The organism is Corynebacterium canis (genome assembly GCF_030408595.1).
In the GTDB taxonomy this organism is placed as follows: domain Bacteria; phylum Actinomycetota; class Actinomycetes; order Mycobacteriales; family Mycobacteriaceae; genus Corynebacterium; species Corynebacterium canis.
The window spans coordinates 2,934,398-2,955,000 of the sequence record NZ_CP047080.1 but is presented as its reverse complement, the minus strand read 5'-3'; the positions used below and the strand labels follow the sequence as shown (position 1 = coordinate 2,955,000).

Annotated in this window: 20 protein-coding genes and 2 rRNA genes (1 of these 22 cut by a window edge); 10 read left to right on the top strand and 12 right to left on the bottom strand. The window is 59.2% G+C overall.

Annotated elements, in window-relative coordinates:
- Both CCANI_RS13110 and rrf read left to right on the top strand, forming a co-directional pair.
- Positions 1-1,761, top strand: a 23S ribosomal RNA gene (locus tag CCANI_RS13110); it begins 1,366 nt to the left of the window's first position.
- 62 nt (positions 1,762-1,823) lie between these two features.
- Positions 1,824-1,940: ribosomal RNA gene (gene rrf / locus CCANI_RS13105) — 5S ribosomal RNA — on the top strand.
- 61 nt (positions 1,941-2,001) lie between these two features.
- Here rrf and CCANI_RS13100 read toward each other — a convergent pair.
- The 5 genes from CCANI_RS13100 to CCANI_RS13080 all read right to left on the bottom strand — a co-directional run bounded on the left by CCANI_RS13100 (position 2,002) and on the right by CCANI_RS13080 (position 8,053).
- Positions 2,002-2,595, bottom strand: coding sequence for a hypothetical protein (locus CCANI_RS13100; RefSeq protein ID WP_146325416.1), 594 nt, complete (start codon positions 2,593-2,595; stop codon positions 2,002-2,004).
- Positions 2,596-2,605: 10 nt separating this feature from the next.
- A complete protein-coding gene (locus CCANI_RS13095; protein ID WP_146325415.1) occupies positions 2,606-5,134 on the bottom strand; it encodes an ABC transporter permease in 2,529 nt (842 codons plus the stop codon).
- Positions 5,135-5,869, bottom strand: a complete 735-nt coding sequence (locus CCANI_RS13090) for an ABC transporter ATP-binding protein (protein ID WP_146325414.1) — start codon at positions 5,867-5,869, stop codon at positions 5,135-5,137.
- A 131-nt stretch (positions 5,870-6,000) separates the two neighbouring features.
- Positions 6,001-6,999 carry a PspC domain-containing protein gene (locus CCANI_RS13085; RefSeq protein ID WP_146325413.1) on the bottom strand — a complete coding sequence of 333 codons (999 nt, stop codon included), beginning with the start codon at positions 6,997-6,999 and terminating at the stop codon, positions 6,001-6,003.
- 97 nt (positions 7,000-7,096) lie between these two features.
- Complete coding sequence (locus CCANI_RS13080; protein WP_146325412.1) at positions 7,097-8,053, bottom strand: pseudouridine synthase; 957 nt, start codon at positions 8,051-8,053, stop codon at positions 7,097-7,099.
- On the opposite strand from CCANI_RS13080, the gene CCANI_RS13075 reads away from it, so the two are divergent.
- The 5 genes from CCANI_RS13075 to CCANI_RS13055 all read left to right on the top strand — a co-directional run bounded on the left by CCANI_RS13075 (position 8,052) and on the right by CCANI_RS13055 (position 11,297).
- Positions 8,052-8,198 carry a hypothetical protein gene (locus CCANI_RS13075; RefSeq protein WP_186750373.1) on the top strand — a complete coding sequence of 49 codons (147 nt, stop codon included), beginning with the start codon at positions 8,052-8,054 and terminating at the stop codon, positions 8,196-8,198. The genes CCANI_RS13080 and CCANI_RS13075 overlap by 2 nt on opposite strands.
- On the top strand, positions 8,198-9,121 hold the full coding sequence (locus tag CCANI_RS13070) for an MsnO8 family LLM class oxidoreductase (protein WP_146325411.1): 924 nt from the start codon (positions 8,198-8,200) through the stop codon (positions 9,119-9,121). Before CCANI_RS13075 ends, CCANI_RS13070 begins: the two co-directional genes overlap by 1 nt.
- 44 nt (positions 9,122-9,165) lie before the next feature.
- On the top strand, positions 9,166-10,056 hold the full coding sequence (locus tag CCANI_RS13065) for a universal stress protein (protein ID WP_146325410.1): 891 nt from the start codon (positions 9,166-9,168) through the stop codon (positions 10,054-10,056).
- 140 nt (positions 10,057-10,196) lie between these two features.
- Positions 10,197-10,457: a GlsB/YeaQ/YmgE family stress response membrane protein gene (locus CCANI_RS13060; protein WP_146325409.1), complete on the top strand. Its 261-nt coding sequence runs from the start codon at positions 10,197-10,199 to the stop codon at positions 10,455-10,457.
- Positions 10,458-10,676: 219 nt separating this feature from the next.
- Complete coding sequence (locus CCANI_RS13055) at positions 10,677-11,297, top strand: TetR/AcrR family transcriptional regulator (protein WP_246118297.1); 621 nt, start codon at positions 10,677-10,679, stop codon at positions 11,295-11,297.
- Positions 11,298-11,647: 350 nt separating this feature from the next.
- Here CCANI_RS13055 and CCANI_RS13050 read toward each other — a convergent pair whose 3' ends face one another.
- On the bottom strand, positions 11,648-12,286 hold the full coding sequence (locus CCANI_RS13050; RefSeq protein ID WP_146325407.1) for a response regulator transcription factor: 639 nt from the start codon (positions 12,284-12,286) through the stop codon (positions 11,648-11,650).
- Complete coding sequence (locus CCANI_RS13045; protein ID WP_281285011.1) at positions 12,264-13,496, bottom strand: sensor histidine kinase; 1,233 nt, start codon at positions 13,494-13,496, stop codon at positions 12,264-12,266. Before CCANI_RS13045 ends, CCANI_RS13050 begins: the two co-directional genes overlap by 23 nt.
- Positions 13,497-13,521: 25 nt before the next feature.
- On the opposite strand from CCANI_RS13045, the gene CCANI_RS13040 reads away from it, so the two are divergent.
- Positions 13,522-14,067 (top strand): DUF2020 domain-containing protein, encoded by a 546-nt coding sequence (locus tag CCANI_RS13040; protein ID WP_146325405.1) that lies wholly within the window; start codon positions 13,522-13,524, stop codon positions 14,065-14,067.
- A 2-nt stretch (positions 14,068-14,069) separates the two neighbouring features.
- Here the strand turns inward: CCANI_RS13040 and CCANI_RS13035 are convergent, their stop codons facing one another.
- Positions 14,070-14,222, bottom strand: a complete 153-nt coding sequence (locus CCANI_RS13035; protein ID WP_186750371.1) for a hypothetical protein — start codon at positions 14,220-14,222, stop codon at positions 14,070-14,072.
- 7 nt (positions 14,223-14,229) lie between these two features.
- Entirely contained in the window at positions 14,230-15,018 is a 789-nt protein-coding gene (locus CCANI_RS13030; protein ID WP_146325404.1) for a class E sortase, read from the bottom strand.
- 68 nt (positions 15,019-15,086) lie between these two features.
- On the opposite strand from CCANI_RS13030, the gene yidC reads away from it, so the two are divergent.
- A complete protein-coding gene (yidC, locus tag CCANI_RS13025) occupies positions 15,087-16,475 on the top strand; it encodes a membrane protein insertase YidC (protein ID WP_186750369.1) in 1,389 nt (462 codons plus the stop codon).
- 40 nt (positions 16,476-16,515) lie between these two features.
- On the opposite strand, the gene CCANI_RS13020 is transcribed toward yidC, so the two are convergent.
- Both CCANI_RS13020 and CCANI_RS13015 read right to left on the bottom strand, forming a co-directional pair.
- Positions 16,516-16,869: a histone-like nucleoid-structuring protein Lsr2 gene (locus CCANI_RS13020; RefSeq protein ID WP_027012861.1), complete on the bottom strand. Its 354-nt coding sequence runs from the start codon at positions 16,867-16,869 to the stop codon at positions 16,516-16,518.
- 123 nt (positions 16,870-16,992) lie between these two features.
- Positions 16,993-17,628 (bottom strand): DUF6474 family protein, encoded by a 636-nt coding sequence (locus CCANI_RS13015; RefSeq protein ID WP_146325402.1) that lies wholly within the window; start codon positions 17,626-17,628, stop codon positions 16,993-16,995.
- A gap of 77 nt (positions 17,629-17,705) precedes the next feature.
- On the opposite strand from CCANI_RS13015, the gene CCANI_RS13010 reads away from it, so the two are divergent.
- Positions 17,706-19,139, top strand: a complete 1,434-nt coding sequence (locus CCANI_RS13010) for a TM0106 family RecB-like putative nuclease (protein WP_146325401.1) — start codon at positions 17,706-17,708, stop codon at positions 19,137-19,139.
- Positions 19,140-19,395: 256 nt separating this feature from the next.
- On the opposite strand, the gene CCANI_RS13005 is transcribed toward CCANI_RS13010, so the two are convergent.
- On the bottom strand, positions 19,396-20,568 hold the full coding sequence (locus tag CCANI_RS13005; protein WP_246118296.1) for an MFS transporter: 1,173 nt from the start codon (positions 20,566-20,568) through the stop codon (positions 19,396-19,398).
- Between the last annotated feature and the right edge of the window lie 35 nt (positions 20,569-20,603).

Sequence of the window (20,603 nt, the reverse complement as noted above, 5' to 3'; positions counted from 1 at the left end):
AGAATGCAGGCATGAGTAGCGAATGACGAGTGGGAAACTCGTCCGCCGGATGACCAAGGGTTCCTGGGTCAAGTTCATCTTCCCAGGGTGAGTCGGGACCTAAGGCGAGGCCGACAGGCGTAGTCGATGGATAACGGGTTGATATTCCCGTACCCGCATGTGTGCGCCCATGGTGAATCAGTGATACTAACCACCCGGCCTAGGTTATGTGTGCTGCCAGCTTTTGTGGTTGGTGGTGTGTGTGGCTTGTGGTTGCGTGGGATCTGAGCTGGTAGTAGCCAAGCGATGGGGTGACGCAGGAAGGTAGTCAAGCCACTGATTGGATTGTGGTGTAAGCGTGTAGCCCGTGTGGTAGGCAAATCCGCCACACAGGTATGGGTGAGACGTGATGCGTACCCAACTTGTTGGGGATGTTGATGATCCTCTGCTGCCGAGAAAAGCCTCTAGTGAGTGCATGTGCGGCCCGTACCCCAAACCGACACAGGTGGTCAGGTAGAGAATACTAAGGCGATCGGGAGAACTGTGGTTAAGGAACTCGGCAAAATGCCCCCGTAACTTCGGGAGAAGGGGGGCCTGGTTGGGTGGCCCACCCTTGGCGGTGGGTGCGCGTGGCCAGGCCGCAGAGAATAGAGGGAAGCGACTGTTTACTAAAAACACAGGTCCGTGCGAAGACGATAAGTCGAGGTATACGGACTGACGCCTGCCCGGTGCTGGAAGGTTAAGAGGACCCGTGAGCGTCACGCGAAGCGGAGAATTTAAGCCCCAGTAAACGGCGGTGGTAACTATAACCATCCTAAGGTAGCGAAATTCCTTGTCGGGTAAGTTCCGACCTGCACGAATGGCGTAACGACTTCCCTGCTGTCTCAACCACAGACCCGGCGAAATTGCACTACGAGTAAAGATGCTCGTTACGCGCGGCAGGACGAAAAGACCCCGGGACCTTCACTATAGCTTGGTATTGATATTCGATACGGTTTGTGTAGGATAGGTGGGAGACTGTGAACACGCCACGCCAGTGGTGTGGGAGTCGCAAGTTGAAATACCACTCTGATCGTATTGGGTATCTTTTAACCTCGGCCCGTGATCCGGGTCAGGGACAGTGCCTGGTGGGTAGTTTAACTGGGGCGGTTGCCTCCCAAAGAGTAACGGAGGCGCCCAAAGGTTTCCTCAGCCTGGTTGGCAATCAGGTGGCAGAGTGTAAGTGCACAAGGAAGCTTCACTGCGAGACTGACACGTCAAGCAGATACGAAAGTAGGGACTAGTGATCCGGCACCGGCTTGTGGAAGCGGTGTCGCTCAACGGATAAAAGGTACCCCGGGGATAACAGGCTGATCTTCCCCAAGAGTCCATATCGACGGGATGGTTTGGCACCTCGATGTCGGCTCGTCGCATCCTGGGGCTGGAGTAGGTCCCAAGGGTTGGGCTGTTCGCCCATTAAAGCGGCACGCGAGCTGGGTTTAGAACGTCGTGAGACAGTTCGGTCTCTATCCGCCGCGCGCGCAGAAACGTGCGGAACGCTGTCCCTAGTACGAGAGGACCGGGACGGACGTACCTCTAGTGCGCCAGTTGTCACGCCCGTGGCACGGCTGGTTAGCTACGTACGGACGGGATAACCGCTGAAAGCATCTAAGCGGGAAGCCCCTTCCAAGATAACGTTTCATCAACCAGGTGCCCCACAGAACATGGGGTCGATAGGCCGGAATTGCACGCACCGCAAGGTGCTCAGATGACCGGTACTAATCCACCGAACACCAACAACCACCACGCGTCCACTACACAGTATCCACCACCAACACCACCCCAAAAACCAAACAAAAAAACTTGTCGGTGGCAACAGCGGCGGGGAAACGCCCGGACCCATCCCGAACCCGGAAGCTAAGCCCACCAGCGCCAATGGTACTGCACACGGCAGTGTGTGGGAGAGTAGGACACCGCCGACACCCAAAACCAAACACCAACGGCCCGGACACACCAACCGGGCCGTTTGCCTATACCCAAAACCTAACCAAGGCTTTCCAGATACTTCCGAGCGGGCGCCTCCGGATAGGGCGCTAGGGCCTCCAAGCCGGAATGGCGGAACACAAACGCGTCGGAATCGTAACGCATCAGCGCCACCTGTGTAAGCAATGCATAGAGCTGCCCAAGCAGGATAGGAAGTTCGGCGTCCTCCAAAGCCAGCATGAGATGATCGTGCGCGGCCTCTAAATTCCCCGTATTCATATATCCGGCGGCGATCATCTGGTGCGCCGCCAGCCGCACCCCCACGGGATCCTGCGTCGCACAATGCAACGCCTGTTCGGCCAGTTCAATTGCGTCATACGGGGCGCTTAGAAGCACATCCCGGGCCCTATTGAGGGCATCAAAACCGGGGTCTAGGGAAGCGTGCACATCTTCCGCTTCATCGAGGGGAATGCCGCGGGCTAAATGCGCGGCGTGTTTACGTATGTTTTTCCAGGAGATTTGTTCGGCGGGCGTGAGTTCGCCCGGTTGGAGGTCGGGGTTGTCGCTCAGGAGTTGGATGGCTCTCCACCCAAAAATAGTGGGGCCGCCGACCCCAATCTTGGAATCGGCGGCTATGCACTCGTTGAGGTTCATAACCCCAACGTTAATCTGTGATCGCCTCCAATGGCTGCGTCCGCGCCGCGCGTCCCGCAGGCCATACCGCGGCAAGCACGCCGATAATGGCGGAGCTGGCGAGGATAATGGCGATCTGCCCCCACGGCACAATTATTGTTTCTAGGCCATCGCCGGCAAGCACCTTGACAAAGCCCCAGCCAAGGCCCAGCCCAATTGCCGCGCCCGTCAACGCACCGAATACGGCGATAACGGCCGATTCGATGTAGATCATGTGGCGGATCTGCCGCCGCTGCACACCGACCGCGCGCAACATGCCGATCTCTTGGCGGCGTTCGATCACGCTCAATGCAAGGGTATTCACAATACCCAAAACGGCGATCACCACCGCCAGCCCCAATAGGCCGTACAGGATACCCAGCATCTGGTTAATGCCCGCCGCGTTTTCGCCGGCGAACTCCTCCTTGTTGCGCACCGTGACCACGAGGGATTTCGCCACGGCGTCTTCGATCTTTCCGCGCAAGGTTTGCTGGTTTACGTTTTCATCTGTAAGCACAAAGAGCTTCTTCGGCTGGATTTCATTTTCATGCGCAAATTGTTTGGCGATCTCCAGGTCGATATACGCCATACCAACCGCAACATTAGATTCATAAATCCCATCCAACGGGAATTCCTTGTCGCCGATGCGCAGCTTGTCACCCACCTTGACGTTGAGCATGGTGGCCACGGATTCGCTCAAACCGACCTGCCCGGATTTGCCTTCCTTGAAGTTGAGCTTGATGGCCTCGTTGAGATTGCCTTCCGCCACCGGTAGCCGAGAGCGGCCGTTAGCTGCGCTGAAACCGGCGCCAATAGGGACGTCGTTAATCGTGAGCGGCGCTTCGTACATCGTGGTAGCTGCGCGCACCCCGTCAATCTGTTTCACTTCCTCGATGTCTTCGCGCGGAATGCTGATGTCCATGTTCGTCGGCCCAGTAAGCACGTAATCGGCCTTGACGGTGGTATCAATCATGTCCGAGAGGTTTTCCCGCATGGTGGCGCCGAGCATGCTGATCGAACTGACCATCGCTAAGCCGAGCGTCAGCGCAAAGGCGGTTGCCGACGTCCGTCGGGGATTGCGATGCGAGTTCGTTGCGGCAATGCGTCCAATGGCGCGGAACGGTGCCCCGACGATGCGACCAAGGGTGCTCACCACGGGGATGGACAATGCGGGCCCCGCGAGCCACGTGCCCAGCACAATGGCCAGTGCGCCCAAGCCCACCACGGTTGCTCGAACACCTGTTGAGCCGAGCTTTTCGTTGAGCGCGCCCAGCAGCACCACGCCGCAGCCGATGGCCAGCAGCGACCCGCCGAAAATGGTCCGTATCAATAAGGAGGGCGGTTCCTGGTTGCGCATCGCCTGCACCGGACGGATCGAACCCGCTCGCCGCGCCGGAGCCCACGCGCTGATCACCGTAATGAAAATACCTACGAGCAGCGGAATCACAATAGATTGCATATCGAGGCTGAACCCGGAAGTGGGGAGGCCGACGCCGCGCGCTTCCAGCACCGCGGTCACCGCCTGCACCAGCCCCATGCCGCCGAAGATACCGAGGACGGAGCCGATAATGCCCACCATGATCGCCTCGAAGATCACCGAACGGGTGATCTGCTGCTGCGAAATGCCGATGCTGCGCAGCAGGGCGAATTCCCGGTTTCGCTGCGCCACGATCATTGAAAATGTGTTCGAGATGATAAAGGTGCCGACGAGGAGCGCGATGCCCGCGAAGGCCCACAGGAAGTAGTTCACAAAGGACAGGGCGGACTTGATCACCGAGCCGACCTCTTCCACCAGCTTCGCACCGGTGTCCACCTTTAGGTCGGGGTATTGTTTGGCCAGGCTTTCGCGCAGCGAATCCGCCTTGCTCCGATCATCTAGGCGAATGATCACTTGGGATACCGTGGAGCCATTGCTGAATTGGTCGAGGTAATCCGGTTCGGGGAAGACCACCCCGACCCAGCCGCCGGTGTCATTGACGGTGCTGACTAGGCCAACCACTTGGTAATCCTTGCGCTCCTTCGGCGTGATCACAGTGACCTTATCGCCGACCTTAATATTGCCGCGTTCGGCGGCGGATTCGTTGACGGCGACAGTGCCGGTCTCGGTGGGCATCTTGCCCTCGATAAGGTCGCCGCCGCTGGCGCTGGTCGAACCCTCGAAGCTTGGCAGCGCCTGCGAGGGAGCACCGCCGGTTTGGATCGCGCGGCCGTCGCTGCCGCCGAGCACGATCTGCGAACCGGTCACACCGATATCCACAGACTTAATATCGGCGCGTTGGCGCAACTCCTCCACCACCTGGAGCGATACGCCATCGGGGGTTTTCTCCCCGCCGGCCACTACGATGTCAACGTCATCGAAGGCGGTGGAAACGATGGAGTTAAAGCTATTAGACAAGCTGGCGGTAAACATGCTGGAGCCGGCGATAAAGGCCGTGCCCAGCACCACCGACAGCACGGTCAACGCTAATCGGATCTTATGCGCAGCGATCGTGCGTAAAGATATTGTCCGCATTGTAGCCATTTACAGATCCTCAATCCGGGCCATAATGCCAAGGATGCCCTCTGTAGTTGGGTTGTTGAGTTCCTCTACCAAGCGGCCGTCGGCAAGGAACACAACGCGGTCAGCGTAGGATGCCGCCTTTGGATCGTGGGTAACAATCACCACCGTTTGCCCGAGATCGTCCACGGAGGTCCGCAGGATATCCAGAACTTCCGCAGATGCGTTCGAATCGAGGTTACCGGTAGGCTCATCGCCGAAAATGATTTCGGGGCGGGACACCAGCGCGCGGGCCACGGCCACACGCTGCTGCTGCCCGCCCGAAAGTTCGCTGGGGCGGTGCTCGAGGCGATGGGAAAGGCCGAGGCGCGAGGTGACCTCCTGGAACCATTCGGCGTCAATCTTGCGCCCAGCGACATCGGACGGCAAGGTGATATTCTCCTTCGCCGTCAGCGTGGGCACCAGGTTAAAGGACTGGAACACGAAACCGAGCCGGTCCCGGCGCAGTGAGGTGAGATCTTTGTCACGTAACCGGGAAAGGTCCGTTTCGCCGATAAATGTGGAGCCTTCGGTCACCACATCGAGACCAGCCATGCAGTGCATCAGCGTGGATTTACCGGAACCTGACGGGCCCATAATTGCTGTAAATTTGCCGCTAGCGAACTCAATATTTACATGGTCTAGAGCTACGACGGCGGTTTCGCCGTGACCGTAGCGCTTAACTAGGTTCACCGCGTGTGCAGCAATATTAGGCTGCATAGCAAAGTCCTTTCCTGTGTGCGACGAGGGTTCTCACCTCGCTTCTTCCATGCTGGCGTTCAGCAAGCATAAGGCTGGCACATACGCTACACGTGTCTTTCCGATCTGGTGCCGTATGCGCCGCGCTGTGGCTACTGTACCTTGATGCTGCCCACATCGTTATGCACGTTAAGAAATAGGGTGCCGCCCTGAGCGTCTTTATTGCGCACTTCATCTCCGCAATTCGCCTCACCAAAGTTTGTGGAGCAGGTGAGAGCCACCGGCACATTGTCTGGCAAATCGATGAGTATTTCGCCAGTAGTCATTGAGGCGGTTACGGTCCTATCCTCAGGTAAGGTTGCTAGCTCGTTGAGGTCAAGGTGCAGCTCCCCCACCTCCATGTTGTAGCTATCTAGCAGGCTTTCCGGGTTGGAAACCGTGTAATGTTGCTGGCCCATGCCGTCCTGGAATTGGGTGCCTACGAAGTTATCAATCGCGGAAAGCACCAGGATCGGGGTCATGATCACACCTGCGATAACCAACCACGGCCACACCCGGTGCCGCTTTGGCTTTTGCGCCGTCGGGGCGGGCGGCGGTTCCGGCAAATCCCACGCAAAGGGGGCGGTGCCCAAGGGGTCCCAAGCGGGGGGTTGGGTGCGGCCAAACACCTCGGGTTCGCCGAGGGTATCCACAAAGCCCGGCACCGGCACCGCCGAATCCAGCGTGACCTGCGGAGGCATTGGTTCTTTCGAATGGAGCATCCACCACAGCAATAATCCGATCAACAGTGTGAGCACCACCGTGTGGGTCATGCTCCCCACCAGCAACCCCAGCACGGCCAGCACCACGATCAGGATCCAACCGGTCTCCCGGTCCTTGGCGTAGCGCGGATCCTGCGCCTTGGAGAAAATCGCCTCCACCGGCGACAGTGGCACCGAATAGCGGGGCATAACGAGCCAACACAGCAGGTAGGCCAGCAGCCCGAACCCAAAGAATGCGGAGCACACAAAAAGGATACGAACAATCAGAGGATCGATCTGATATCTGATGCCGATCCCTTCACACACCCCGGCCCACGGGGCGGAGCTGCCCTGGCTGGAAGGCAGGCGATACGGGCGGGTGCTCCACATCGCACGCATTGTCTCATTCATGATGCTTCCCTTAGTACCCTCGGCGGATATTTCACTTCACCTGTATCGTGCCTCAGCCGCCGCACTCGGGGCATCAGGGATTGCCCTGAAAAAACCCTTATTCGCAGGTCATGGGGGTGTGCTCCCGGCCCGATTCAAAGCTCCGTTCGGCGCCGGTAAAAGGGTCGATAAAGGAAAGCCGACGTGCCAAAAGCCGCATCGGCTGCGCAAAGTCTTCCACCTCCGGGTGCGCCGGGGTCGGATACAGCGGATCGCCCAAAATGGGCACCCCGGCCTGGCACATATGCAGGCGCAATTGGTGCGTGCGCCCGGTTTCCGGGGCGAGGGTATAGCGCGCGTACCTGCCGTCCGGAAGCCGCTCCACGTTAAGCACACGTGTGCGAGCGTTGGCGGGGCCGTCGATAAGCACTGCCTGGAGCTCGCTGCGGGTCTTTTCAATGCGGTTTTCCCACAGCGTGCCGGGCGTAATCGCGGGGGAATACGCGGCGATTGCCTCATACACCTTGTGCGCCTGACGCCGGGCAAACAACTCCTGATACGCGCCACGCACCTCCGGACGCTGCGTAAACACCAACACCCCGGAGGTCAGGCGATCGAGCCGATGCGCGGGCGATAAATCCTGATTCCCGGTGGCGCGGCGCAGGCGCACCGTAGCCGTCTCCGTGATGTGGCGGCCGCGCGGCATGGTGGCCATAAACGGCGGCTTATCGGCGACGAGCAGGTTGGCGTCTTCGAACAAAATGGGGATATCGTAGGGCACTTCGCGTTCCGGGCCGGGCGTGCGGTAAAACCAAATATCCGCACCCGGGGTGAGCACGTCCTCCGCCGCATACGGGCGTCCCTTGGGGTCCAGCACTTCGTTGCGGTGAAAGCGCGCCGCCACCGCCGCGGCATCGTCGTCCGGGCTTTTATGCGTTTGGGTGAGAATCAAATGGAGCAGGAAATCCCCGGCGAGCATGGGTTGCGCGTCCCGCGGCAATTGCGCGCGCGATGGGTTCAGGCCGTCCCGAACGGGTAGCGGTGCTTGCCGCCGCCGTACTAATCTTTCGACCATGGATATGAACGCACTCCTAGCTCCAGTGTTTGAATTCTTCAACAATGGTATTGGGAAGCTGTCCGCCGACCTGCTTTTCGCACTATATGCGGCATTTTCCCCAGATACCGCCGAGGCTGCACACATCGTAGAAATCCCGGCATAATGGTCGCGCTGTCAGTCCTTGACCTCGTCCCCGTATCGACGACCCCGAGCGCGGCCATCGCGGCAACCATACGCGCCGCACAAGTGGCGGAAGAGGCGGGCTATCAGCGCTACTGGATCGGGGAACACCACAACACGCCCGGGTTGGCGTGCGGCGCGACCACCATCCTGATGGGGCATATCGCCAGCGTGACCAGCACCATCCGGGTGGGGTCTGGGGGGACGATGGTGCCGTTGCACCGCCCGCTGCGGCTTGCGGAGGACCTAGGCACCCTGGCCACGCTGCACCCGAAGCGCATCGAGGCGGCGTTGAGCGGCGGGGCCGGGGTGGATGCCGAAACCATGCGCCAGCTGGGGCGCAACACCAGCGTGATGGCCGATGTCCGGCAATTGCACCAGCATTTGGCCAGCACCGCGGGCATGTTTTGCCAGGTGCCGCTGTGCATTATGGGTGCGGGGGTGCAGGCTGCGACGTTGGCGGGACAATTAGGGTTGCCCTTTGCGTTTACCAGCCACTACGCGCCGCGGAGTCTCGACGCCGCGATCGCGGCGTACCACGCGGGCTTCATGCCCTCGCAGCAATGCACGCAACCCTATGTGTTGGCCAGCGCGAATGTGATGGTGTGCGATTCCCGCGACGAGGCCGAATTCCAGATGACCACATTGCTGCAAATGTTTGAAAGCGCCGTGACGGGGAAACGCGGACTTTTATCGCCGCCGCGGGCGATTGAAATGCATCCTTTGGTCAAGGCACAGATTGGGGAATCCTTGCAGGTGACCTTTGCGGGGACGGGGCCCGATGTGACACTTCGGATGCAGCGGTGGGCGTCGGCGCACAGCATCGATGAAATTATTACGGTGACTTATGCGTATGACCCCGAAATTCGTGAAGCATCTATTCAGGAATTAGGCAACTGGTTCTAACCAGTGCGGTGTAGGCTGGGGGTTATCAGAGAGAAAGGTGCATTATGAGCAAGGATAATACTGTTGTAGCTGCCGTAGACGGGTCACTTGCTTCCCTAGCCGCCGTTCGCTGGGCCGCAAACACCGCGTTGAAGCGGGGTATTCCGCTCCGGCTCGCCGCTAGCTACACCATGCCGCAATTCCTCTACGCAGAGGGGATGGTTCCGCCCCAGGAATTGTTCGATGATCTCCAAGCGGAAACGATGGAGAAGATCGAAACCGCCCGCGCAGAGGCGCAAAAGGTAGCTCCGGACATTGAGATTTGTCATACCCTTGCCGAGGGGAGCCCGATCGATATGTTGCTGGACATGTCCAAGGACGTCACCATGATTGTCATGGGATCCCGCGGCCTTGGTGGCCTTTCCGGGATGGTGATGGGAAGCGTTTCCGCGGCGGTGGTCAGCCATGCGCTGTGCCCCGTTGTGGTTGTGCGCGAAGACCTCGACGAGGCCTACAAGTACGGCCCCGTGGTGGTTGGCGTAGATGGCTCCGGCATTAGCCAAAAGGCCATCGAATACGCGTTTGCGGAGGCGGACGCCCGCGATTGCGAGCTGATCGCCGTGCACACGTGGATGGATATGCAGATCCAGGCATCATTGGCTGGGCTTACCGCTGCGCAACAACAGTGGGAAGTCGTGGAACAGGAACAGCACATGTTGCTGGGCCACCGGTTGGCAGGGTTCTCGGAGAAGTATCCGGACGTAAAGGTAACCAAGATTGTTACCCGCGACCGTCCCGTTCGTGCCTTGACGGATGCGGCGCTGGGTGCGCAATTGCTGGTTGTTGGGTCCCACGGCCGTGGTGGATTCAAGGGCATGCTGCTCGGCTCTACGTCGAGGGCGTTGTTGCAGTCCACGCCATGTCCGATGATGGTGGTGCGTCCCGAGAGCAAGTAACGTAGCTTGATTGCTACCAATGTATATTTCGGATAACACCTAGATCACGTTCCTATTGCACTTTGTAATGGAAGGTCGATTTAGGTGTTTTTCAGCTTTACCCTTGAGCTTATACACGACAACGAAGGGAGATGGCTTCCATGAATCTGGGATTAGGGTTCTTAGGTTGGATCATTATCGGCGGTTTGGCCGGCTGGATTGCATCTAAGATCAAAGGTACTGATGCCCAGCAGGGCATTGGATTGAACATCTTGGTTGGTGTAGTTGGCGGCATCATCGGCGGCTGGCTCTTGGGCCTGCTCGGCGTGGATGTTGCAGGTGCCGGTTTGGTATTCAGCTTCCTCACCTGCCTCTTGGGCGCCGTCATTCTATTGACAGTCGTACAGCTGGTACGCAAGTAGACGGTGTCTACAACAACGCCCCACAACCTGACCAGGGTTGTGGGGTTGTTGTTTGGGACAGGGCACTCTCACCCTTTTGGGGGAAACTGGGTGGCGTGTCCTCGGTCATCGGCGGGTTCGTGTGCAACAAAACGGGGGCGGTCGGTCAATATGAACAGAATTGTCTGTTTCTGGGGTAATCTGGGTGTTCTGATACCGCTTGATCATTCAGGAAGGGAAGTGGGACCGATCGCCCCGAAGAAGAGTAGCCGACGGAACCGCCCGGTCCCTCGGGAACGGCTGCTGGCTAGCGCTACCAGCCTGTTTACCACGGAGGGCATCCGTGTGATCGGCATCGACCGCATTCTGCGCGAGGCCGATGTAGCCAAAGCGAGCCTCTACTCATTGTTTGGTTCGAAGGACGCCCTGGTGATCGCCTACCTGCACGCCCTAGACGAGCAATGGCGGGCCGATTGGCGCGCCCGCACCGCAAATATGGATAACCCGGAGGATAAAATCCTGGCGTTTTTCGATCAATGCATCGAAGAAGAACCCCTAAAGGATTACCGAGGGTCCCATTTCCAAAACGCCGCGAACGAATACCCGCGGCCCGAAACTGAAAGCGAGCATGGGATTGTGGCGGCGGTGCAAGAGCACCGCTCGTGGTGCCATAAAACCATGACGGACCTACTCACCGAAAAGAATGGCTACCCGGGGACCACGCAGGCGAACCAGCTGCTGGTATTCCTCGACGGCGGGTTGGCGGGCGCGCGGCTCAGCCGCAATATCACCCCGCTGGAAACCGCCCGCGATCTCGCACGCCAATTGCTGTCCGCGCCGCCGGCGGATTATTCGATCTGAAGCCTGCTGGTCGATTTGATGTAGATCTTCGGGGTGGGCGACCCGCAACCGGATAGGTTGTGTGCAGCCGTTGACCTGCGATCGTCCGGAATTTCTTCATTAGGGTGGTCAACGAAGAATGGAAAGACGAGCTGCAGCGTTTTTCGGCCAGATTCGTCCGGGATTTCTTCGTTGGACCCCCGAATGAAGAATAGAAAGACCAGCCCCAGGTCGGCGGTTGCACACAACCAATCAGCCAGGCGCGCACAACCTAATCGCGGCATGGGCGACGAATCTGATTGCGCACAACCCACCAGCAACCTAGGCGCACAACCCATCGGCGCAGGCCAAAGTTGCGCGTCACCACCCCACTACAGCACGCCTTGCTCGCGGGCCGCGGCAACTGCAGAGGTGCGGGAGCGGACGCCCAGCTTGTCGTAGATATGTACTAAGTGCGATTTCACCGTCGCCTCCGAGAGGAACAGCACTTTGCCAATGTCCCGGTTGGAGGAGCCGCTGGCCACGAGCTTGAGTACCTCGAGTTCGCGCGGGGTGAGGGATGTGCGGGGGGTGCGCACACGAGTCATCAACCTATTCGCAACCACGGGCGAAAGTGTGGAGTCGCCTTCGGCCGCGGAACGTACCGCGGCCAATAATTCCGCCGGTGGCGCGTCCTTGAGCAGGTAGCCCACCGCCCCCGCCTCGATGGCACCCAAGATATCCGCGTCGGTATCGTAATTGGTCACCACCAGCACGTTCGGCGGGTTGTCCATGGAGCGTTTGATCGCCGCGGTGGCGTCCGCGCCGGTAGAAACCAGGGTGCCTTCCGCGCCGGCACCGAAGCGCAGGTCCATCAGGATAACGTCGATCCCACCGCGCTGCGCAGCTTCAATCGCGGCCTCCGCCGTGGCAACTTCACCTACCACTTCGATGTCTTTGGCGGATTCTAGAACGGCGCGTAGACCTAGGCGGACGATTTCATGATCGTCAGCTAGGAGAACTCGGATCATCGTGGGCTCCCTTATCGGTAGGTTCAGATTTTGATTCTAGTTCCCCGGTGACGGGGAGTGCCACAGAGACCGCGGTACCGCCACCAGGTTCGGATTCCACGTTTAAGGTGCCGCCCTGCTCCACCGCGCGTTGGCGCATTGCGTCCAACCCGATATGGCCGAGTCCGGCGGGCCGCGCACCGATCGATTCCGGGTCGAAGCCGACTCCATTGTCCACAATATCCAACCGCACCTCTTCTTCCCCATAGGTCAAGGTAATGCGGCAACGTTCCGCCTGCGCATGCTTGGCCACGTTTCCCACCGCACCTTGGGCGATGCGCAACAGGGAGGCTTCGGTCCGCATGGGCAATTGACGTTCTTGGCCTTCCACCACCACGCTCACCTCCGTGCCCACCACCCCTTGGGCCACGCGATGCAGGGCGCCCTCCAATGAGGTTTTCGAAAGCGCTGGCGGTTGCAGTGCCGCGATCATGGCGCGGGCTTCACTGAGATTATCGGCGGCGGTGGTGCGGGCCTGGCGGATGCGGCGGACGGCGGGTTCAGCGACGTCGTCAGGCACCGCCTCAAGCTCACGCTCTGCGACGTGGAGCAGCATCTGAATGCTGGACAAACCCTGGGCCAAGGTGTCGTGGATTTCGTGGGCAATGCGTTGGCGCTCCGCCGCAATCCCCGCCGCGCGTTCCGTTTCCGCCAGTTGGGAGCGGGTTTGCAGCAGCTCCTCGATAAGCTTTTGGCGGTCTTGCGAAACCGTCCACAGCGCCTGGAACGCGTAGTTGATGCCCACCGAAACCAATGCCGCCACGCAGGGGCCTAGCACGCTGCCGATGGTCATGTGCGGGTACTGGCTCAGCACCGAAACCACCGTGGCACCGATCACCGCGATCAAACCGCGGAAATCAGTTAAAACCTGCAGGTAGAGGAAATACAGCGCAAAGACCAAATACACGGCGCTGGTTTGGATCGGCACCATGATGATCCATATGCACGTCAGTGCCAGCAACCATAATTGCAGCGCCAGGGGGTCCCGCAAATGCCGGTTTCCCGCGTAGTATACGGCGCCGAATCCGCTTGCCAGTCCGATCATGGCCAGCAGTTCCAAGGACGGCAGACGTACTGACGCCAATACGATCACAACCAGCAGAAACGCGGTGAGGAAATGCACGCCTTTGCGCAACCCATGATTCTGCAGGGCGGCCGGTTCACTGTTCATACACAGCAACCCTAGACTGGAGTGCATGCGCCGTACAGTTTTGGTACTTAGTTGTGCCCTCCTCGCCGCCTGCTCGACCCCCCAACTCGGCGAGCAACAAACAACCACGCCTACCCCTGAGGCCCCCGCCGTTGTCCCCGACCAGGGATTGCCTATCGACGCCGCGGCAGAGGTACCGCGCGACGCAACCACACCGTGCCCCTATCTGGACACGAACTGGGTAGCGGATACGAACGGGCAAAAAGTAACCACGCAAGGGATCGACGAGCGTTTTGATACTCCCGCATGCGTGTTCTGGTCCTATCAGGAGGAACCGCAATTGCAGGTGATCGTGCGGCACATGCCCGACGAGCAGCAGGCCGTGGACGTGGTGAATTGGGCCGCCCCCATCAATGAGACCGAGCCCGCCGAGGAGCCGGAAGGCTGGTCGGGGGGCCGATTGGGCTCGGAGGGGCGTTCTATTTACGCGGTGCAGAAGGGCAGTGTTGCGGTGGTGGTGTTTTCCAACCAGGCGCAGTCGATCAAGGTGGAATTGGTGGCCAAGGAGGTGATTGCCCGGCTTGGTTTGTAGCGTTATACCATGACGTCGTTGTATGGCATGTGTGCGCTGACGTAGGGGAACACAACTTCCATCAGTAGGAAGAATGTTCCCACGAGCAGGGCGATGGATACCAAGAGTTTTATCGGCCAGGGGCCGGGGATGGCACGCCAGATGAGTCCGTACATGGGTGTGTTATTTCTCCTCGAGTTCGGCGGGGCGAACCCCGGGTTGCTTTGGTTCGGAGCGCACGAGCATGGCGTGCACGATCATGCGCTCCGCATTGGAAAACTGCGGGTGGCAGGTGGTCATGGTCATGAGGGCTTCCATCTCCGGGGTGGCTTCCGCCACATCTAGGCCGGGGATGGGGTTGATGCTGGCAATATCGCCGGGGACCGTAATGGCCCGCCCGTTCACCCCGGCATAATCCCCGGTGGCTAGGCGTTCTGCCTGCTCGGGAGTGAGGCATTGCAGGGCCTCCGCGCGGCGCTGTTCCCCCTGGGCGTCGATAGGCAAAATGCGGTAGACGTCCCACCGGTTGCTGGTCTCTACGACGACGGCGTCGCACACCTTTAAATTGCCAAGATCATTAAACGGTGCGCCTTTGCCCACGCGATGGCCGGCCACGGCGAAATTGCCCGGATCCCCCGGAAGCTGGCTTTCGGTATAGCGGCCGGGGCCCGCGAGCAGGTCCGCGTCGGTGGTTCCTTCGACGATGGCGAAATGGAAATCAGAGCCGAACGCTGGAATATACATTCGAGCGAAGGCCTCGCCTAATTCGGGGGTGAGTTTTTGCCGTGGGTTCACATGCTGCCACTGCTGGTCAAGCTTGTCCGAGACCTTAGATTGCTCCCTGCTTGCTTCTAAATTTGTCCAATACGACTCATAAAAGGCGAAGAGGAAAAAGAGGACGCCCACGGTAATAAACAGCTCTCCCAACACTTGTGTGAGGCTGAGGCGTCGTGGCGCTGCAGCATGACTCATGGCGACAGAGTTTATCACTGCGCGCTACCATCAATCGGAGGAATTAACCGGAAAGGATGCACCTGACGATGATGGAAGTATTCATCTACCCTGTGTCCGGCGTGATGAAGCTGTGGCACCTGATGCTCCATAATGTTTTCGGTGTGGACGATCAGCTAGCCTGGCTTATTTCTTTGTTTGGCCTGATTGTGACCGTACGTTCGATTATCCTGCCGTTGGCGTGGAAGCAATTCCAGGCGACGCGCATGATGGTGAACATGCGCCCCCGGCTGAAGGCGGTCCAGGCGGAGTTCGCGGACCGAACCGATGCGGATGCCGATAAAGAGCAACGCGCAGCGATGAATGAAATCTACAAGGAGCATAACTTTAGCCCCAAGGCGGGTTGTTTTCCGGCGTTGATCCAGCTTCCCGTGTTTATCGGTCTCTATAACCTGTTGATCCATATGGCGCGGCCCGTCGAGGGCATCGACGCCTCGCTGATTCACCCGATCGGTTTCCTTAGCAGCGAGGAGGTTCGCTCCTTCCTGCAAACGCGCATTTGGAACATCCCGGTGCCGGCGTACGTATCCATGAGCGCGGAGCAATTCCAAGATTTGGGCACCAATAGGGACGAGGTGTTTTGGTTCGTCCTGCCGTTGGTGGTTGTGGCCTCGTTTTTCACCATCGGCAATATGTCCTACTCCATCAGCCGCTCCTACCTGACGCTGGACCATGAAAACCGGGTGGCGGTGCGGATGAATCACATCATTATCGGCATGGTGCTGATCATTCCATTGATGCTGATCAGCGCGGCGATGTATTCGCCGGTGCCCTCCGCAATCGTGGTTTACTGGGTGGCTAACAACCTGTGGACCCTCGGTCAAATCGTGGTGTTGAATTTCCTCATTGACAAGAGGTATCCCCTTACGCAGGAATTCGAATCCTTCCAGGATGAGGCGTTCGAGCGCCGTGTGGAAAAAGAATCCCAGCGGAAATTGTTTAAGTGGAGCATCCGGAAACATCGCCTAATGATGTTGCTGCAACCCCATAAGTTCCAGGAACATCGCGCCGCCGCCCGCACCGCCAAAAAGGAAAAACGCGCGCAACTCAACGCGGATCGTGAGCAAAAGCGTTTGGTGCGCCAGCAGCGCAATGCCGCAAAGCGGGAACGCCGCGAACAGCTCAAGGCCCAAAAACTCGCCGAAGAGCAAGCCAAAAAGGATGGTGATGCTCCAGCGCAGCCGGAGCCGTCCCCAGCGGCCCCACAGGCGCCCGAACCTGAGCCAGATACCCCAGACCTTGCAGACGCCCCAACGGAGCAATTCGAACAGCAAACAGTTTCGTCTCCGCCAGCACCTCCCGTCCCGCCAGATCCGCCAGCCCCTCCCGCCGCCCCGCCGCGCCCCCAGATCCCGCCGCGCGGCAAGCACGCGTTGCGCGATGATCCCCCGCGCCGAGCAACTACGGAGGGCGCATAATCAAAAAAGGGCCGGAGCGATCCGGCCCTTTTTTGCGCACTCAGTTCGAGTGGGCGTTGTCGTATGCCTCGATGATGGTGGCGGGGATCTTGCCGCGCTCAGCGATGGTGTAGCCGTTGTCGTGCGCCCATTCGCGGATGGCGCGGGTGCGGGCGCGGGAGGCGTTCATGCTCGTGGGCACGGCGGCGCGACGACGGCCGCGGGCGGCAGCGTCCCTGCGGGCGGCTGCGATGTACGGCTTCAGGGCTTCGCGGAACATATCGGCGTTTTCTGCAGATAGATCCATCACATAGTCAATGCCGTCCACAGAGAAGCGAATTACATGGAGCTTATCGGGGGTCAACGGCGTGTTGTTCAGATCATCGAAGTACTGAGTAATTTCTCGGCGTGCCATAACTCAAAAATCCTTGCTTCTTGGGCCAAGTAGGCGGGTGTTTATATGGAAGAGGCGCGCAATGTGCGTGTTCTTCTGTTTAGTATATATGCCGAGAAACAATTTGGGGATTTTGGCCTAAGATTAGGCCGATTCGATTTTTTGCTGAACTTCCTGAAGAAGCAAATCGAGGTCTTTTGAAGTGCTTCGATGAACCCGCCGCCGTTGCTCCGCAGTCATGTATTCAGAATTATCCACCGCGCTATCTAATTGCTCGAGGCGTTCATTGACATCGCGCACAAACCCAGCGGGCAGCTTCGAGTTCTCCAGAGACTTTCGGATGCCCGCAATTCGAGCTTTCAGCGGCGCGCCGTGCCCCGAATACTGGGCTAATTCGTGTGCAGTTACACCGAGGCGCTGTGCTTTCATTGAAAGTAGCTGTTCCCTACCAAAAGTGATTGCGCGATATGCCAGCGGAATAAGCACCGGAACCAGTACTCGGGTGGCCGCGCTATAACGCAGAAGCGTAGCTTTATTAAAGCGTCCGGCCCGCATCTGCGCCAGCGTGGTTTTCGCCATGGCTTGTTCGTGCTTGCGCTTCGCTTTCAGCCCGCGCCGTTCCGCCCGCAGCAGTGCTTTTTCCTGCGCTGCCAGCAGTTTTGAGCGCCGCGCTTCCAGTTTGGCTGTTTGGCGCACTTCTTCTTTTGCTTTTACTTTCGCAGCTTTGATTTCGGCTTTGGTGCGAGCCCGGCTTTTGCGAATAGCCTCGAAGATTCCCATGGTTCTCCCAAACGTTGAGGTGGTTTCGTCGGTTCTAACCCTACCTGTCTAGGCTGGTAGGCATTGTGGAAAAGGATATGACGTATCTTTTGGGCTGCCGTTATAGGAGTGTTCAGCGTCGGCGGTTTCCCAATGTTCCGCCCACGGAGGTCTCGCGGCAGCGCGCGGCGCGGGCGTTGCAGGGGCGTCGAGAAGCGTTGTCGTTGTTGCCTACAGCGCCGCTACCTGGGGATTTTATGCGTATCAGTGTGAGCGGGGAGCGGGAAACACGCGCAGCCCTCGACGCTGGTGCCAACGTTATCACCGATGCGGAATTCGTGGTTGCGGGCGTGCGCGTGCATATCGACGCGCTGATTCGTACCCCAAACGGCTACCTGCCCGTGGTGGTCAGTAGCCACCGCGTGGCTCGACCTGCGCCGATGCTGAAACAGGAGGTGATCCCCACGCGTCGCCTCGGCCTGGGAACGCCGCACATCGAGGGCTGGAAGTTGCGCAACCACGCCGCGGATTCCTTTCGCCTGGCATTGGCGGATCGCGCGTTGCGGGAGTTGGGCCTGGCCAGCGGCAAGGGCGGCGCGATCGGGCAGGACCCGACGTTGACGTTTATTATGCGCACCGAGCCGTTGCAGGCGGGCCTGTCGTTGGCGTTGGAGGTGCCGGAGCCGTCCGTCCCGCGCCGCGTAAAAGAGTGCCGGAGCTGCAGGTATTGGTTTGATTGCCACGAGCAGCTCGCCGCTCGCGATGATATTAGCCTGTTGTTTAGCGGCGATACCGGCGCCAAGTACGCCGACCGCGGCATCACCACCGTGCAGCAGCTTATCGACGCCCACCTCGCCCAAGCGTCCGTGCTCGCCCAGGCGTGGCGCGATGGCATTCCCGCGTTACGACGCCACGACCGCGTCACCGCCCCACGCTTCGATGTAGAGATTGATATCGACCTCGAAGCGTATCTGGATATCGGCGCGTATCTCTGGGGCGTGTTCGATGGCCAGACCTATATTCCCTTTGTTACCTGGGGAAAGCTCGGTGGTATGGAGGAGGCGCGCAACTTTGCGCAATTTTGGTCGTGGTTGCAGCAACGCCGGAAAGAGGCGGCGGCTGCGGGGCAGTCCTTTGCCGCGTTTTGTTATTCCAACCACGGGGAAAACCACTGGTTGCGCAGTTCGGCCCGCAGGTTTGCCGGGGTTGCTGGGGTGCCCACCTTAGAGGAAGTGAACGCCTTTATTGCGTCGCCCAATTGGATCGATGTTTTTCAGCTGGTAAGGGCACAATTATTGGGGCCCGAAGGACTGGGTTTGAAAGTGGTTGCGCCGGTTGCCGGTTTCCATTGGGAAGGCGATTTAGATGGGGAGGCGAGTGTGGAGGCATACCGCCAAGCAATCAATGAAAACGATTTTGTAATGCGGGAACAATTGCTTCGTTATAATCGCGACGATTGCGCGGCAACTGCGGCGGTACGGGATTGGTTGAGTAAGGGCGCCCCGGGCGCCCCAATTGCGGACGTCCGGTGATGTCTTTCTGAGGGTCATTGTTTCCCGCGACAGCCCCCAACCCCACATTTAGGTTGTGCACTAATGAATTAGGGTGAGTTTTCAGTCCACAATTAGCAAAGTGTATTTAGGTCACGTGTCACACATCGGCCGGGCGGCCAGATTTTGTTGACTAGTGCCATTCTTTGCTGCAATATTGCGTATTCCTATCGGAGTGATAGTAGTAATTTTGATCCCACCCCGCAAAACCGGGCCTTTGGGTCCCGCGCCAGCCGCGTCAGTTTGCACGGATGAAGTAGATAGCGGTTGCCCCAAACAAAGCCATCAGAAACAGCAAGACACCGATCAAGCTTGCCCAACCCGCGTGGGAAAACACGATTCCACAAGCCCACCCCACGGCGGCGGAACCGCAGTAATAACAGCATAAATACATACTCGAGGCTTCCGCTCGGTGCGATTGCGCAATCCGGCCGATCGCCCCCGAGGCCGTGGAATGTAAGGCAAAGAACGCCGCCGTATAGAGCAATAACCCGGGAACCGTCAGCCACAACCCGCCCGTGGTGCACGCCAGCCCCACGATCCCGACGCCAACCAGGCCCAATAACGTCCGCCCAGTGCCGAACTTGGACACCAGCGGTCCGGCCTGCGCCGAGCTCCACGTCCCCGAAAGGTACAGCAAAAACAGCGCCCCGGTGAGCGATTCGCTCAGCCCGAAGCGGTCCACCATCCGGTAACCCAGGTAGTTGTACAGGGATACAAAGGTTCCCATATTGAGGAAACCGGTGAAAAACAGGGCGGCCAGCCGTGGGTTGCGCCAATGCCCAATCATGGCCTGCAGCTCCGAGCGAAACCGCAATTGCTTCGGCCGGAACCGTTGCTGCGGCGGTAGCAGCCACAGGAAGATCCCCGCGAATAGGGCCGCCACCAGCGCATTCGCCTGCAGGGCCCATTGCCAAGAAGCCACCTCCACCACGGTGGAGGGGATCAACCTTCCCAGCAATCCGCCCACCGATGTGCCCGCCACATAGAGGCCCATCGCGTGCGTGAGGTCCTTGCCGCGGATCTCCTCGCTCAGCCACGCCATCGCCACGGCGGGTACGCCCGCCAGCACCACCCCTTGGAGCGCCCGGCCGAGGATCAAAAGCTCGATGCTGGGACACCACGGCAAGACCAGGCCCAGCGTGATGGCACACAGCACGGAGATTCCCAGCACGCGCCCCCGCCCGAAACGTTCCGAAAGTATCGAGGCCGGCACGATACATACCGCCATGGCCCCGGTGGTGGCGGACACGGTGAGCGCCGCCCGCGTCGGCGGGATCCCAAGGTCCCGCGTGAGCACGGGCAATAGGGCCTGGGTGGCGTACAGGGTGTTAAACGAGGCCAGGCCGGCAGCCACCATAGCAAAGACTGCGCGGGTATAGCGGCGTTGGCCGCGGCCAAGTTCACTCATGTTCGGTCACATATAACGAGAAAAACGCGGGTTGC

What these genes read in the sequence shown, in the direction of transcription:
- CCANI_RS13100 (WP_146325416.1), bottom strand. Translation starts at nt 2,595, where the DNA reads ATGAACCTCAACGAGTGCATAGCCGCCGATTCCAAGATTGGGGTCGGC.
- CCANI_RS13095 (WP_146325415.1), bottom strand. Translation starts at nt 5,134, where the DNA reads ATGGCTACAATGCGGACAATATCTTTACGCACGATCGCTGCGCATAAG.
- CCANI_RS13090 (WP_146325414.1), bottom strand. Translation starts at nt 5,869, where the DNA reads ATGCAGCCTAATATTGCTGCACACGCGGTGAACCTAGTTAAGCGCTAC.
- CCANI_RS13085 (WP_146325413.1), bottom strand. Translation starts at nt 6,999, where the DNA reads ATGAATGAGACAATGCGTGCGATGTGGAGCACCCGCCCGTATCGCCTG.
- CCANI_RS13075 (WP_186750373.1), top strand. Translation starts at nt 8,052, where the DNA reads ATGGATATGAACGCACTCCTAGCTCCAGTGTTTGAATTCTTCAACAAT.
- CCANI_RS13080 (WP_146325412.1), bottom strand. Translation starts at nt 8,053, where the DNA reads ATGGTCGAAAGATTAGTACGGCGGCGGCAAGCACCGCTACCCGTTCGG.
- CCANI_RS13070 (WP_146325411.1), top strand. Translation starts at nt 8,198, where the DNA reads ATGGTCGCGCTGTCAGTCCTTGACCTCGTCCCCGTATCGACGACCCCG.
- CCANI_RS13065 (WP_146325410.1), top strand. Translation starts at nt 9,166, where the DNA reads ATGAGCAAGGATAATACTGTTGTAGCTGCCGTAGACGGGTCACTTGCT.
- CCANI_RS13060 (WP_146325409.1), top strand. Translation starts at nt 10,197, where the DNA reads ATGAATCTGGGATTAGGGTTCTTAGGTTGGATCATTATCGGCGGTTTG.
- CCANI_RS13050 (WP_146325407.1), bottom strand. Translation starts at nt 12,286, where the DNA reads ATGATCCGAGTTCTCCTAGCTGACGATCATGAAATCGTCCGCCTAGGT.
- CCANI_RS13045 (WP_281285011.1), bottom strand. Translation starts at nt 13,496, where the DNA reads ATGAACAGTGAACCGGCCGCCCTGCAGAATCATGGGTTGCGCAAAGGC.
- CCANI_RS13040 (WP_146325405.1), top strand. Translation starts at nt 13,522, where the DNA reads ATGCGCCGTACAGTTTTGGTACTTAGTTGTGCCCTCCTCGCCGCCTGC.
- CCANI_RS13035 (WP_186750371.1), bottom strand. Translation starts at nt 14,222, where the DNA reads ATGTACGGACTCATCTGGCGTGCCATCCCCGGCCCCTGGCCGATAAAA.
- CCANI_RS13030 (WP_146325404.1), bottom strand. Translation starts at nt 15,018, where the DNA reads ATGAGTCATGCTGCAGCGCCACGACGCCTCAGCCTCACACAAGTGTTG.
- yidC (WP_186750369.1), top strand. Translation starts at nt 15,087, where the DNA reads ATGATGGAAGTATTCATCTACCCTGTGTCCGGCGTGATGAAGCTGTGG.
- CCANI_RS13020 (WP_027012861.1), bottom strand. Translation starts at nt 16,869, where the DNA reads ATGGCACGCCGAGAAATTACTCAGTACTTCGATGATCTGAACAACACG.
- CCANI_RS13015 (WP_146325402.1), bottom strand. Translation starts at nt 17,628, where the DNA reads ATGGGAATCTTCGAGGCTATTCGCAAAAGCCGGGCTCGCACCAAAGCC.
- CCANI_RS13010 (WP_146325401.1), top strand. Translation starts at nt 17,706, where the DNA reads ATGACGTATCTTTTGGGCTGCCGTTATAGGAGTGTTCAGCGTCGGCGG.
- CCANI_RS13005 (WP_246118296.1), bottom strand. Translation starts at nt 20,568, where the DNA reads ATGAGTGAACTTGGCCGCGGCCAACGCCGCTATACCCGCGCAGTCTTT.